Source organism: Prevotellamassilia timonensis, assembly GCF_021531665.1.
Lineage (GTDB): Bacteria > Bacteroidota > Bacteroidia > Bacteroidales > Bacteroidaceae > Alloprevotella.
This window is the reverse complement of sequence record NZ_JADYUH010000034.1, coordinates 11948-27638: the sequence shown is the minus strand read 5'-3', so window position 1 is coordinate 27638 and position 15691 is coordinate 11948. Positions and strand designations below refer to the sequence as shown.

Here is a 15691-nt window from a genome sequence, read left to right as displayed (position 1 = left end):
CTGTCAGAGGTGCTGTATATATGACGTAACATGTTATAATTGAATCTATAAACTGAAAATTAACGAAGTATTGCAAGATGGACACATTGCCTAATGTGAACACCCGACGAGGCGGGAATAAACCCTCTCACGCTGGACTTACCTCCAACGTCTCCCCCAAAGTTCAAAGCCCAGAGGCAGAGAACTCCCATACAGGGGTCACCTCGGACTTTGTGTCTAAGGAAAATCACGAGTGGTTTGTACTTCGTATCTTGTACGGACACACCAAGGATGTTGTTGATGCCTTCAAGAAGGCAGATATACTGTACTATATCCCCAAGCGTTATCAGAAAGTAGAAATAGCTGGGAAGAAGAGGCTGCGTAAGGAGTCTCTCCTTCCCGGTCTTGTTTTTGCCTATATGACCCGTGAGCGGACTCACGACTTTGTCAAGCAGCCAGCCAAGACAGCAGGTTTCTTGAAATACTATACCGACAAGACCAAGCCCATTGAGCCAGACACCCAGCTCAATCCACCTATCACTATCCCCGATGGCAGGATGAAGTCATTCATCGACGTCGTGGAAACAAAGAATGAACATATCTTGGCCACATCGAAAGACCGTTGCCATTTCAAGAGCGGTGATTATTTCAAAGTTGTGTGTGGCGACTTCAAGGGCGTTGTCGGTCAGGTTGTGAGAGCAGCAGGTCAGCAACGCATTGCTGTAGAGTTGAACGGCATCGGATATGTGCTCACTGCCTACATTCCCAGTGATTTTATGGAGAAAATTGAAGATGGAATGATAGAACAGGGATAGTTGCCCACTCCTCTACAGTGTTGACGGAATATAATAAATTTGAAAAGACAGCATTATGATACACAACAAGCAGATACTCACAGGTCTCGACCATAGTCAGTACGAGCACCCGTTAGACAGAGCCGCCTTGGAGAAACTGGAAAGCATCCCGTTCCTTACCACGGCTTGCAAATGGGTGACATCCAACCTCATCGAGCGAGTGTATAACATTCAATATACGGGCAGTAACCTGAAGATCACGAAGGACAACTATCCCAAGATATACGAGTATCTTGTGGAAGCCTGTCGAATCCTCGACCTACAGCAAGTACCCGAACTGTATATCACTTGGGGCTATGACATCAATGCCTGTACCATTGGAGCTGAGAATCCCATCATCGTTCTCAACTCCGGTTTGATTGACCTTTGTGACGATGACGAGATACTCTTCATCATAGGCCACGAAGTCGGGCACATCAAGTCGCAGCACATGTTGTATCATCTTATGGCGCAAGTAATCAACTGGGGAATAGACACTATCCCCGGTGGCAGTCTGGTAGCCAGCGGCTTGCAGTTCGCCCTCTACTATTGGAGCCGAATGTCGGAATTCACAGCCGACCGTGCTGGTCTGATGTGCTGTCAGGACACCGATGCCATGACTCGAGCCTTCATTAAGATGGCAGGTCTCCCCATCAAGGAGTTCAACAACATCCGTCCAGAGACCTTCATCCAACAGGCACGCGACTTCAAGATGCTCGATTATGAGGGAATGAACAAGGTGGTCAAGTTCCTCTCCATAGCCGACGAGACCCATCCCTGGACAGTTATGCGCTCTGCCGAGTTGTTGAAGTGGATTGACAGCGGAGAATATGGACGTTTCGTAACACGCCGTTATCTCAGATAGCCCATGAGAAAGAGATTGCACAATATCGACTTCGCTTCTGTCATGCATCCCGATGACAAGAAGAAGGTGGAATGGCTGAACAGTCTGAAGGTGCCCTACCTGTCAAAGTGGGACTTCATACGTGAGATAGCCAAACACCCGCTTGATCATGACCTGAAGACATGGTACGAGATATTCAAGGCAGATGTGGAGTACTATACCTTCAAGGATTTCCTCGCTGCCACCACCAGCAAGTATCAGGAGGCATACAACGAAGTAGAGAATCAGGGCGAAGGCATCAATATCACTGCCGAGAGCCTGCCGCAGATGTATGCACAGCTCATCGAAGCCTGTGCTATACTTGGCATTGAAGACATTCCTGCCTACTCCACCGATTGGTATTACGGACCTTACCATTTCTCCAATGGCGAGAAGCACCGTCGCATCGTCATGATGTCGGGCAGTGCCGACCTTTTCACTGAGGGGGAAATGATGTTCACCCTTGGACATGAACTGGGCCACTTTGCTGCGGGTCACAAACCGTACCACATGCTCATCATGTCATTCTACCTGCCTTTCATGTCCGACCCGACTTTCAAGGCATGGGCTTCGCTTGTCAAACTCCCTCTGTTTGAATGGTATCGCAAGTCCGACTATACCGCCGACCGCATTGGCCTGCTCTGCTGTCAGGACATCAACGTGGCACTCAGCACCATGATCAAGAAAGCCGGACTTCCGAGGAAGTATTACGACCAGATAAACATCGACGGCTTCATCCAGCAAGCTCGGGACTTCAACGAAAACTACACTGGCACGCTCAATGTCATTGTAAAGAACCTCACCATCCGTTCCGCCGAATTCCCTTGGTTGGTTGACCGTGCCGCCAAGCTCCTTGACTGGTACGAGCATGGGAATTATAATCAGATAGTAAACAGTTAAAATATAGCATTGTATGAATACACAGACCATTGTACTTCCTGCAAACGATAATATCCTCGCCATTCTCAACTTCAACAAGATTGCGAATGACCTGAAGAGAGAAGCCGTCAAGGCTATGGGCATGGCAGCCTGTCAAGCCCGCTGCCTCAGATGTGAACATTGCTCAGCTCAACGATGCGGTAACAGATAAGCAAAGATGAATATCACGACGCTCCATAATAACAGTTATTCATATCTACGGCAGACCAACGAAATCGTTCAGGGTGTCGTAGATGACAGCCGTTATGCCTGGACGTTTACGCCTCCGAGCGAATTTTCCTCGATGCCGGAGGTCTATATGTTCATCATTGCCACGACAGAGCAGTGCAATCTTCGCTGCACCTATTGCTGTTACTCTGGCGAATATGAGGGCAACCACAGCCACAACAGTCGGACACTCTGTGAGGGCGACATTCAAGCCATCTACGACTTTATCGACAAGACAGCAAAGACAAAGCCCATACGCATTTCGTTCTATGGAGGCGAACCTCTCGTTAACTATCCTCTCGTTCAGTATGCCATACAAGCAGGACAGCAACGATGGGAAGACGATGTGACCTTCTCTGTTTCCACCAATGGCACGCTGTTGACAGAAGAACGCATTGATTGGTTGGTAAACAATGGTGTGGAACTTGCAATCTCCATTGACGGCACACAGCCATTCCACGATGCATACAGAGTGGATGCCAAAGGCAATGGTTCATATACCAAAGTACGGAATGCTTTGGCGTATCTGCACAACAACACATTCAATCAGTACCCTAAGGTCGTATTGATGATGACATTGCCGTCAGTCTCTACGCTGATACCCATTGCGCAAGCATGGCATAAAGACGAAGTGTTGCAGCATTATGCACCAACTCACATTAGCGGATTGACCCCAAACTTCTTCCAAGTAGTAGCAAAAGAAGATTGGGAAACGCTGAAGGCACAATACATCCAGCTTCTCGATGCTTACGAGCAGCATCCCGAATGGTCGGTACTTCAGACATTCTTTGATGAGATTGTCTCTTATTGGAAGAACAGACCAGTGTTTGAAGTCTCAGAAAGTACACCACTCTCCACCTGTATGCCTGTCAACACCAAACTCTACATTGATGCCACTCTCCAGTTGGCAGTATGCGAGAAGTTCAACGACCGCTTCCGCATTGGTAGCATCAACGATGGCATTGATTGGCAGAAAGCCAATGAGATGACCAAGGAGTATTACCGCAAGCGTAAGAATCGATGCACCTATTGCCCGGCTGTCAGAATGTGCAATATGTGTCTGACCTCTATCGCATACACGGATGACCAATGGGACACCCTCTGTCACAACGAGAGGCTCTACCATAAGTTGCACATGTTCCTGTTCTGCGAAATGGCAGAGCGTAGTATGCTTACTAAGCCATCCGTCCCGACATTGCAGTCAGAACATTGCACATTGAATGAGATAGAAAGAAAAGACATCTCAGCACTGAGAAGCATATTCTCAGATGCAGACACCCAGCGATACCTGCCCTACCTCTGTGACATTGCCCAAACAAACGATGGCATCAAACAGATACTGAAGTCCTTCCGCACTTATCTGTCAAAGAACGAAGGCATCCTGTGGGGAATCAGGAAGCACGACACCCTTATCGGTTTCGTTGCCACAATAGACTTGTCAACCAATCCCACCATCTTCTTCGCCATGCACCCCAAGTACAGAAATCAAGGTTACATGCAAGAAAGCGTGAGGTTGGCCACCCAATATATATGTGACACAAAGCTCACCAACGAACTTCATACCGAAGTGGATTTGAACAACATCGCTTCTCAAAAGGTATTGGAACGTTGTGGGTATAAAGTCAAGGAAGAACAGTCGCTCAGGTTTTTGTACTGCTATCAGAACTATAACACTGAGTTACAAACTTCCTGAATACAGATGTGAAGATGGCAGTGTAAATAAGTGTGCATAATTGTAATACAAATCCAAAACGCTTAATTTTGCATCAGAAATAAGAAAATAAAACAATATACCGTTATGAAGAAAGTAATATATATAACCATCTTGGTTAGTTGCGTAATCGGTCTCTCCTCTTGCAGAGGTTCTGGAGGGAAAAAAGTTGCGACAGAGGCCCTCGAATTCATCGAGAAAGAAGCAGGCAGTCTTGAACGAAATGCAGGACGCTTCGAACGTGGTGCATTGGTTGTAGAAGAGAATGCGAACAAAGCAGGCAAGTCCGCAGAAGAAGAATACAACAGCTACAACAGTTACCAAAATTATCGTAAGGCAAAGAAGTGGCAAGATCGAATTGAAAACTACTTCGAGGAGGATGAGGAAGTTGAAACGACACCTCAGCCTGTCACCATTCCATGTTCACATTGCCAAGGCAACGGAATGGTTTATGCAACGGATATGTATGGTAACTTGATATACGACTATTATGGAAATCCGCAAGTAGTCTATTGCCCTCAATGTGGCGGTAACAGAGTTGTAGTGACGTATCAGTAATATTGAACTCTGGGATTATCAGCAATAACACGAAACGGTTGGAAGAAAAATTCACGCAAACAAGGTACATGGAACCTAAAGGTTTCTATTGGGGTCTCGATAATCATTCCCCTCATTGGTTTCTTAATTGGAAACGAAACAATGGCTGGTTCTATAGTTGTTGCTCCTTTTGTATTATTGGGAGTTGCAAGTTTCTTCTTGGGAGTATGGCAAGACAAACTCAATAAGAAAACAAATGAAGAAAATCAAAACAAGCAATAAGTTAAATTAGGAAAATAAAAAACATCATATCGTTATGAAGAAGGTATTTTATATCACTCTGTTGGTTACTTGCGTAATCGGTCTTTCCTCTTGCAGAGGGAGCAGCGGTCAGAAAGCAGTAAAGCTTGCCAAGGAATACTTAGGCAAGACAGTGAGCGGAGCAAAAAAGTCACATCTGGAGCGTTACGCTGATGATGTTGCGCGTGTAAAGTTCACAAAAGTAAGTTGTGCATCATGTGCAGGCACTGGTTACGTGGGTTATTCCACTTGTGACAACTGTGATAGTGATGGGTGGGTTTATAAGGTAGAAAGGAGATATTGAGGTTTTTCTGTAATCATGTATTTCAATGAAATGTCATTTCTGCCATAAAGAAATAAACGGTAAGTATTATATTGACCAATGGGGACACAATGTTTGTGCCTCACATATGGATAAAAAGGAGGTAACTTTGTGTACCTCCTGTGGTGCTTTTACGACAGAGCGCCCAATAGCTGATGGCAGATGTATGTGTAAGGACTGTAAGTCAACAGTCATCAATACACATCGTGAAGTAGCTGAATGCCTCAGCTATGTTAAGAATCAGCTTGTAAGTGTCGGATTCGACTTTGGCACTTGCAATATCAACAACATTCCTGTTGAGATTGTGTCAGCAAAGAAGATTGCAGAAATCCGCAAAGCTCCAATTTCAACTAACAACAAGGGTGTCACCTTTACCGAAACACAGATGAGAGGAATCTCTCGCGATAACATGAAGGTTGTCGGTCACACCCACAAGATTTACATGCTCTCCGACCAACCACGTTTGGAGTTTCTCGGAACACTTGCCCACGAACTTCTCCATGTTTGGCAAAACGAGCATGACATTAAACTTCCACCAATGAAATGTGAAGGACTCTGTAACATGGGTTCCTACCTTATATATTCAATAGAAAATACTCCAATCGCTCAACACTATATCAAGAATCTGAAAGAAAGTCCAGATCCTATTTATGGTAATGGCTTTCGATATGTGTTCGCAAAGTATGAAACGAGCGGATGGAGAGGGATTATTCAAAATGTAAATAAATACTCGTTCTAAATATGAAAAAACTAGTTTTTTTATTTTGCATATTGGTATCATGTTTATCAACTATACGTGCAAATTCTTTTCCTAAAGTTAGATTAACATTCTATTTGGATGCAACCCAGTCAATGAAGCCTCGTACAGGACCTAATCTGTGGGAAGAAAGTAAAGATTGCTTAAAAGATGCAATCAATTTGATCGAAGACAGTGAAAATACTGAAGTAAAGATATGCGTCTTTGCAGATGCTCATAAAAGAGGTTCATCAAATAGTCCAGAGCAAAAATCTGGAGTTTTTTCAGTTTGCCCTTTTACTAAAGCTGATGAAATGGGAAAAGAAAAGCTATGCAGGTTTGTTGATTCCCTTAAAGAGCCTGGTGAAGGACTACCTGCTGGATATGAGACCCTTACAAATCTTGACAAACCATTGATGGATTTTATCAATAGTAATATTGGGGGTAATAATAATGTTAAAAATGTTATGATTCTTATAACCGATGGAATACATGAAACACCAGACGATTTTGAAGGGCACTTACGAAAATGGCATGAGTCTACTGGCAATAATAGTTATGGATTTGTTGTAGAATTACGCCCTCCCGTGGATGATAACGAGAAAGCAGCAAAAAAAAGAATGGACCGTATTATAGATGATCAGAAATCAAAAGGTCGTCTTAGAAGAACTAATAAGCACGATTTTAACTTTAAATTCATCTCGTTTAACTGTTCGGTTGATACGATAAATATTAGAGAAACCCAATCATTTAATATCAATATATCTTCAAACACCAAAAGAGCTTTACAGTTTATTGGAAACTTAAAATTCCAATCAAAGAATCATTTCAATCTGTCTCATACTGTATTTAACGATAGTACAATTCAGATAAAGATTAGTAATTATGATTTAGCAAAGGAACCTTTTCAACAGCCGTTAGAGGTTATTTGCTCGATTGACGAAGATTTTGAAAGAGATAACCTACTTTTCCTTTTGAACTCTTCGATTAAATTAAATTGTATCAATAATTTTTCTAGATCTCTCAACATTTGTTTGATTAAAAAGAAGAAAGACATTGAGGTCAATAAAGATTATATTAATGATTTAGGAGACATTGAATATTACGAATCTTGGAAACTATTTGGGAAGACTATTTCTGGCGATTCAATAGTTCCAGTCAAGGTGAGACTTAAATTTAACCTTAATAAAGATGCAATTGATAGAAATTCTATTGCAAGATTGGTTTTCGTAGACAAGAACAATAAGCTATTTGATAATAAATCTATACGAATAACAGATATTAATGGGAATATCTTAGAAGACATTTTAATCCAAAAAGATTCTTTTATTGGAGATTATATAATTACGTTTGACCCTGAGTTGTATAAGGAAGGATCAATATCTGGTTACTTACGTCTCGTTGATAATAAATCTTTGGACTTTGCATGTGGACAAAAATTAGATAATGTTTCGTCTTACAATATAATGCAATGGGAGGTGGATATTGACAATCATTGGAATCCTCTCTTTGTGAAATTTCTATGGATATTGTTTGCTCTGCTATGCTTACTTCTTATTTTCTTATATATAATATGGCATCATAGAACATTCTCTCTTCGATTTCCAACTGAGGGAAGAGCTGTCTTTACTCCTATAGGTAATGCTCAAAACATTCAAATCTTAGGATGCAATTTTAAAGAACAGCAAATAGTTGCGCCAGGTGGATCTGATACCATATTAACAGAGTTGCTCAATAATTCTTATATAAAGGAAATCGTTATCATAAACCAGAATTGCAATACTCCATATATTCCAAAATCACAAGGTTGGTGGGATCGAATTTGGAATGGTGACTCGATTTTTATAAATGGCACTTTTGCTAATTACCCAATTAATCATCTTGTTATTAAGCCTTCTGGAACTTTAACCAAGGAAGACATAAACATAACTATTAATTTTCAAACAGAAAATGCCACATTCATAAATCCACAGTCAATAACATTGCCAATTCATACAATAACTCCAACGAATCCAATAACCCCTAATGTTATTATAGAAAAAACCAATAACTCTGTTTGTGTGTTTGGAAATAGTCCATTACATGCAATCCACAGAACTTTCTTACATCAAGTCATAAAATTTTCAATCAACATATTCAATCATTAATATATCTTCTTTATGGAACATGTACAAGGAAAGCGTTACAAACGCACATTGTTCGTAGGTCTCGGAGGAGCTGGTGCAAAGACACTAAGAATCCTCAAAAAAAGAATTCAAGATGCTAATAAGGGAAAGGTTCCCAAGCAAATTAAGTTCTTGCTAATAGACACAAACGCGACAGAACTATCAAATTTTAGAGATTTTGATAGTAGCGAGAAAATTTGCATTGCTGTTAGAGAACCATACCAGCGTTATACACATGATAAGGGTTCTGCAACACATGAGTTTATTCCAAAGCAAAATGCACACTCACTTTTAGCACTTGAGAGAGGTGCGGGACAGATTCGTTCAAATGGCCATTTCGCTGTAATTGAGAATCAGTATTCAAATAAACTGATGCGTATTTTTAGAGAAAGGGCTGATGAACTTGAGGATATTGATGTAAAAGTTAGCACTCTTGAAAAGGACCCTAAAATAGAGGTGCGTTTGGTATTCTCTATTGCTGGTGGTACTGGCAGTGGCACTTTCCTTCCTATTGCTACTATTTTGAGAGCAGCTATCAAACATAGCGAGTTAACAGCATACATCTATTCTGCGACTAATTTCTCAAAGAAAGTAGAGAATAGTGCTAAATACTCAGTTATGCAGAATGCTTATGCGGCTCTTTGTGAATTGGATTACATGATGCATTTCGGAAGAGACGAAAAGAGACATAAAAATATCTCTTTCAACTTTGGCCCATCAGAGAACCAACACATGGAACAAAGTAATCGCCCATTTGAGGAGGTGTACTACATTGATAAGCACACAAGTTTCCCAACTGCAGATTCTGTAGAATTTTCATATAACGAAATTGACCGTCTACGAGAAAACACTGCAGACGCAATGCATCTTGCTGCAACCAATATTATTTCAGCCCACACAGGTACTGTAGATAATGTACGTCAAAAGATAATGGAAGGTCAGTTTGACGTTAGTGATAAATTTGCGTGGGTCTCTGGTATGGGATTAGCAGAATTGTACTTTAACAAATTAGACAATGATAATCCTAAAGTTATTAATGCATGTCTTAATTCAATTGAAGGGAGGACTGATTCAGAAAAAGAGTTGGAGACTTCTGTCATTGAGTCTATTGCAACAGATTTTATGTCATATAAATATGATGAATCTCGCGGAAAAGATGACAAAGATCCAATACTTAGTAAATTCATTGATTTAGAATCTCTACATATGGCATGTGTTGATGGAATCAAAAAGCTTGGTAGCAACACAGCGACTTCTGATGATATTACGTTTACTCTTGAGAAAATTGTATTTGATAAAAAAGGTAGAAATGTAAATAATGTAAAAGACGATATTGTTTCACAGTTCAAGAAAGAACTAACATCTCTCTTGATTAATCTTATTGACAATGATTCTGACTCAAGAAATGAACTTGTAAAAGGTTATACCGGACAAGGAACAGGCTTAACATTAGATATGGTTAGAAGAATCATTGAAAAAATACAGGAAAAGCTTGAAGCCTCGCTTAACGCAATCGGAGAAGAAAAAGAAGTACATAAGAAAAATGTCCTGAAAGCAGATACAGAAATTACAACCATGACATCTATTTCTGTTCAACAGCCTTCGACTCCAGTTCCTGTTCAGCGAAGAACTTTCTTAGGTATTCCTATTCCTGGAACAAACAAGAATACACCTCAACAAATTCCGGCAACTCCTCAACCTGCGCATGGTTATTCTCTTGACAAGATTCATTCTGAACAGGTTAATGCCATTGAGAACAAATTGTTAGCCGAAAGAGATCAATTAACAATAGACGTTTTACAAGATTGTTTCAATTATTCTACTGATAAAATTGCTGAAGTGAATAATTGGAAGATGATTCTTAGAAGTGGACATTCCGCTGGCGTTTCAAAGAAAACAACATCAGAAGGTCACTCTGAGGATACAGAGAGGAAGGTAAATCGTGTTGAGGTACAGATGGTTGATATTGAGGGAGGCTTCCGAATTAAGTATTCAGATCTTAAAACTCTAGCCGAGGATAAGAACGGAAGAAGGCTTACATCTCCAGATGACATCTTTACTGCAATAAGCAGATTGTTGATGACAAAGTCAGGTTCGTTACAAAAATATTTGGCTGCAGGAATAGATGAGATTAACACTCTTGCTAAAGATGGACATGTAAAAGTTGAAAGAACCGAGTGCCAGCAAAAGATTGATCGATTAATAGATCTTTCCTCTCCAACTATGCAGGTTGACGCTCATGGCTATGGAGAGCAAGTAAAGGTGGATCATTTTTGGTATATTATGACGGACTGTCCTGAGGCAAATGTGGCAGAAAAGCCAAGAGAAGGCGATGAGAATTCTAAGACTGCTTCAGTTGGTGGATTATTGAAACTGTTAATTGAACAAAACACATTAGATGCAAAGATAAACCTCGTTCATGTTCCCGGTTGGGATCACAAAGCTATAGTTTATCGTGTTGACAGCGCTGTTCCCGCATATTTTGTGGATGGAGTATGCGAAAGTACCGAAGGAGGTCACACTCTTGAAGGATGTTATGAAGAACTGAAAAAAACTAAGCGTACCTACACGCCATTCTCGCACGAGACCTTACGTTCTTTACTTGAAAACAAAGTATGTGCACTCAAACCAATGGATACTGTTGAAGATGATAAGGTTCTTGATTATTGGCTGAATTTTATACTATACCAGAAGATTGTTGTACGTGGCAGTGGCGATGATGAGACCTATTGCATAGACTCAGAGAAATGCGGTGAACGTCTTTCTGATCAGCTTGATTGTAGAAATCATGTCTTAGTGTTAGGTAAAACTCGTACTGAAGCATACAATACGTTCCAGCGTTATTGTGGCGAATTAATCAAGGAGTGGAAAACTTATGAAGATGACGTAAAGAATCCTTTCTATCCTGTTGAGAACCCTAAAAAGAACGCGTACCAAATTGTCTCATGTGATTATCTTGGAACGGGGATTAAGGGCAGTCCTAAACTAAGTCAGTATAGCGGTGACATTAGTAAGTTGGAAAAGGAAGATGAAGACTTTATTATACTTGATAGAGAGATGACACGACTAGACAAACGTGCTCTTGAGTATGCAGAAGAAATGAAGACCAAGTCTCTCAATGAAACACTTTCTAATTGTGACGGAAATAGTTTATCGGAGTATTGCAATAAGTTGAAATCTTCAACAAACATTGATTAAACAATGAAGTATACTCTTCAAATAGCATTTAGTAAGCCTGTAGGAGATATTCTCCTACGGGTTTGCGAATATGCCAAAAAGTATGGTAGTAGTTCAGCAGATTATATCAATCCTCTTCTGTTTGATTTTTCTGATGATAGCGTTATCGAAGTGAAGCGACCTGAGAAAAACTGTCCAGTTGCTGATACTTCGCTTTTTGCATTAGAAATATTCAATGGAATCCCTTTGCGATGGATGACGAAAAACTCCTGTCAATCATTGAAAGACGAAAATGACATTGAAGAGTTTTTTGAAAGGGAGTATTCTGATAAAATTGTAGAGGAAAAGGATATTGATCCTGAGATGCATATTGTATTCTATGTTCCGTTATACGAAACTGGGATATATAAACATATACACTATATTATAGATAATCTTCCTGTTGGACACAAATTCGTTGTCAATGTAATAGGAATTACCTACGATGTGGCATGGTCATGTAAAATGCTTCCGACTGATACAGATAAGGAGTCATGTAATGCATCTATGCTGCGAAATATTCAGGAAATAACCAGACGTACTTACTTTGAGAATAACTCATTAATTCCAACTCTTCGTAACGTTTTCATTTTCCAGAATTACAATATAAGTGGTTGGTCACAAAAATTCACAACAAAGAAACTGATAGATATTTGTGCCAATCTTTCTTTGGCAATGGTGCAATACTACGATACAATATGCCACTACTCATGGGACACATTTGCATGGAATGACAAAGAAGAAAAGTCTCTCAACTATAAGGGAGCAAGACCTATTTACGCAATCAACATACAGTCAAGGGTTATAGACTTGTATATTGCCGTTAATCACATTTTTAGAAATCTTTTCAGTGGTGTTGCAAATGACCATGTGATTGATGACAATTCCATCGATAAAGAGAAAGTAAAAGATGCATATAAGAAAATCCTCGAAGAAGAGGTGAAACTGATAAGTGATTATAAGGATTCACTTGCATCTGGTTTGGCTTCACAATCAGAGTATGATGACCTGTTTTCTAAGGAGGTCAAAGCAAAACTGAAGAACATTATTGAAAGCAATATATCATCATTTAACCTCAATGTATCGGAGCAGCAATATCTTTACTCTTTATTCTCAGATATAAAAGTTGACACAAATTTTGAGAGCAAAGAGTTTGATGATGCTATCTGGCAGTTGGAGGAAATGATGCTCGAACAGTTAGATGGTGATGCTAATCTGTTAGATGCATATCATCGGCTGAAAAGATGTTCAAAGGAACTGACAGAAACAAATGAAAGAATTTCAGAGTTAGAAAACACCATTAGAGACCTTCAATCAAAGATCGATAACGACTATCCCGCAAATGGGGAGATTACAGAAGAAGGTTTCAAAATAGGTAATGAGGTTTTCAAACCATACAAATGCCAAGATGTGCCTTTAGATGCAAATTACGAAGCACCTAAAGACCTTATCTTACCCCCTTCCGTAGATTTGCGGAACGACTTCTCTACCATTCGGAATCAGGGTAATCAAGGGGCTTGTTCTGCCTTTAGCTTAGTTTCGGTTATAGAGTATTTCTTATCGAAGATACTGAAGAAAAAAACAGATTTGAGTGAGGCTTTCGTTTACTATAATGCAAGAGATATAAATCATGCAACAGATGAAGACGAAGGCACCAATTTCCACGACATAATTCAATCTATACGCGATAACGGCGTGTGTATTGAGGAGCTATGCCCATATAATCCCGATGTATATAATGAAAAACCATCAGAAGAAGCCTATACGGAAGCAACTGGAAGAAAAATAACAGAAGCTAAGAACGTAGGAATAAATGTCAATGATGTGAAATCTGCTTTGGCGCAGGGGTTTCCTGTTGTCATTTCAGCGAGAGCGTTTGATACTTACTTGACAAATGCCAATGGCGTGTTGAGAACACCTACCGACAAGGAACTTGAAGATGAAACGAAGAATCATGCGATGGTTATCTGTGGATATACAGATAGAGAGGGATTCTTTATTGTCAGGAACTCATGGGGAACGGCATTCGGGGATAATGGCTACTGTTATTTGCCGTACGAGTATTTTAGGACACCAAATGCTATTAATCAAGCATATGTTGTAACGGGATTGAATATAGAAGGGTTTGAAGCAGGACAATTACCTGCCGTGGATTCCATACTCGATGGTAAAGATGTTAATGCTCAATACTCTATCTACAAAAATATGCTTTTGGAAACCAGCCATAAGTTGGATTCCAATCGTAATCGCCTTGACAATCTACGTCAAGAATACATCAGACTATTCAATAAGATTGGTGATTATTCTAACGTTGAGTTAACTCTTAAGGACCTAAAAGAGAAAACAGATCAACAACGAGCAGAATTAGAGGAAAGGCTGAAACAGATTGTCATCGATGCAGAACAAGCAAAACCACAGCAACAGAAGAAAAACTTCTTTAATTTCTTTAAGAAGGATAATGCAGACCACTCTTACAATGATGAGAAGAAACGTATTGAGAGTGAGCTTGAAAGCCTTGACCATTATGCTGACGACGAGAAGCGCAAATACAGAATTCGTCTTGCAATTCTTAATGGTCTAAAGAACATCAATAAAGATTGTGTAGGTGAAAGCATACGCAGGAGAAATCTTAGTGACTATTATAAAGATCAAACTCTACGCATAGAAAAGCAAGACAAAGAAGATGCTAAGGCAATTGAAGAAATCAAGCAAATAATACCATTAGATGACATAGTCGCGAAATTAAAGACTTCAGGTATTACTAACTTGATTTCAGATTTGTCAGATACCATTTCAAAAATTATACATGGTGATATTGGCTTATACGAAATGTCAAGTGACTTGAATGCTAAGATTATCAATCGAATTTCGGAGGAAATGAATCTAAGAATTTCAGACCATTTGAACAATCGTATATATGATAGTTTCTATACTCAAATCAACCGTAGTTCAGTGATGGCCCAAATACATGGAGACGTACCAACTGGATTTGGGGATGAAACAAAATATTTCTTCTGTAATGTTGAGGATATGCCACTTCGTGTTGCTAAAGAATGCGACGGAATAAGATTGTTGCCTATTAGTGATAATCTTAGAATGTGTTTCCTTCACATGGAGAAATACAATGTGGATGACTTTATTGTATTTCGAGAAGCAAAAGAAAAAGCGAAAGCGAGAGAGAATCTTTTGTGTTCAAAGGGCGAATCTGCAAAAAAGGATAAGTATATCGAGACTTGCGTGAGATTAGCAGCACATGTATATGGCAGTTACTCCAACAATATATTGCCATCAAATTGTAAAATCCTTGATGAAATTGATGACAAGAAGACAGGATTAAAAGCAACGTTTTATACCTTAGATTCTAAAAATGCAATATGTGCCTTTGCTGGAACAAGAAATCTAAAAGACTGGGCAAATAACATAACCCAAGCCTTTGGAATGTCATCTCAATATGATAAGGCTTTGGAATACGGAAAGATGCTTCAGACGAAATTCCCGAATTACTCAATTGCCTTTGTCGGTCATTCACAAGGTGGAGGCGAAGCTGCATATTGCGCCTTGCATTTAGGTGCAAAAGCTATCACTTTCAACCCCGCAGGATTGAGTCATTTCACGACTTGGAAAGGAAAAAGTCAATTCACGAGATATGTTGAAATACATGCTTATATATTCTGGAATGATGTGCTGAATAAACTTCAGAATGCAACAGAGCAGTTTGAAGAATACACTATGTTGCCTACCAGTTTGAAAGCAGATGGGGTAGTTCATTACATCAACGACTATGAGCCTTTAGACCTTACACCTGGCGAGTGGCATGGAATGAAGGGAATACTTAGATACTTTGAAATTAAAGAATAAATGAC

10 protein-coding genes are annotated in these 15691 nt (G+C 39.9%); all 10 read left to right on the top strand.

The genetic code is table 11. The features are described 5' to 3' along the window. Window positions 1-77 precede the first annotated feature (77 nt). Window positions 78-794, top strand: coding sequence for a UpxY family transcription antiterminator (locus I6E40_RS06905; protein ID WP_235386308.1), 717 nt, complete (start codon window positions 78-80; stop codon window positions 792-794). A 55-nt stretch (window positions 795-849) separates the two neighbouring features. Beyond that, a complete protein-coding gene (locus I6E40_RS06900) occupies window positions 850-1677 on the top strand; it encodes a M48 family metallopeptidase (RefSeq protein ID WP_235386307.1) in 828 nt (275 codons plus the stop codon). Window positions 1678-1680: 3 nt separating this feature from the next. Further along, entirely contained in the window at window positions 1681-2595 is a 915-nt protein-coding gene (locus I6E40_RS06895; protein ID WP_235386306.1) for a M48 family metallopeptidase, read from the top strand. A 13-nt stretch (window positions 2596-2608) separates the two neighbouring features. Further along, window positions 2609-2785, top strand: coding sequence for a hypothetical protein (locus I6E40_RS06890; protein WP_235386305.1), 177 nt, complete (start codon window positions 2609-2611; stop codon window positions 2783-2785). A gap of 6 nt (window positions 2786-2791) precedes the next feature. After that, a complete protein-coding gene (locus tag I6E40_RS06885; protein ID WP_235386304.1) occupies window positions 2792-4534 on the top strand; it encodes a GNAT family N-acetyltransferase in 1743 nt (580 codons plus the stop codon). A 105-nt stretch (window positions 4535-4639) separates the two neighbouring features. Next, entirely contained in the window at window positions 4640-5110 is a 471-nt protein-coding gene (locus I6E40_RS06880; protein ID WP_235386303.1) for a hypothetical protein, read from the top strand. A gap of 608 nt (window positions 5111-5718) precedes the next feature. Continuing rightward, window positions 5719-6450 (top strand): hypothetical protein, encoded by a 732-nt coding sequence (locus tag I6E40_RS06875; RefSeq protein WP_235386302.1) that lies wholly within the window; start codon window positions 5719-5721, stop codon window positions 6448-6450. Window positions 6451-6452: 2 nt separating this feature from the next. Next, entirely contained in the window at window positions 6453-8594 is a 2142-nt protein-coding gene (locus tag I6E40_RS06870) for a VWA domain-containing protein (protein WP_235386301.1), read from the top strand. A gap of 12 nt (window positions 8595-8606) precedes the next feature. After that, a complete protein-coding gene (locus I6E40_RS06865; protein ID WP_235386300.1) occupies window positions 8607-11810 on the top strand; it encodes a tubulin-like doman-containing protein in 3204 nt (1067 codons plus the stop codon). A 3-nt stretch (window positions 11811-11813) separates the two neighbouring features. After that, window positions 11814-15686, top strand: a complete 3873-nt coding sequence (locus tag I6E40_RS06860) for a C1 family peptidase (protein ID WP_235386299.1) — start codon at window positions 11814-11816, stop codon at window positions 15684-15686. Window positions 15687-15691 lie beyond the last annotated feature (5 nt).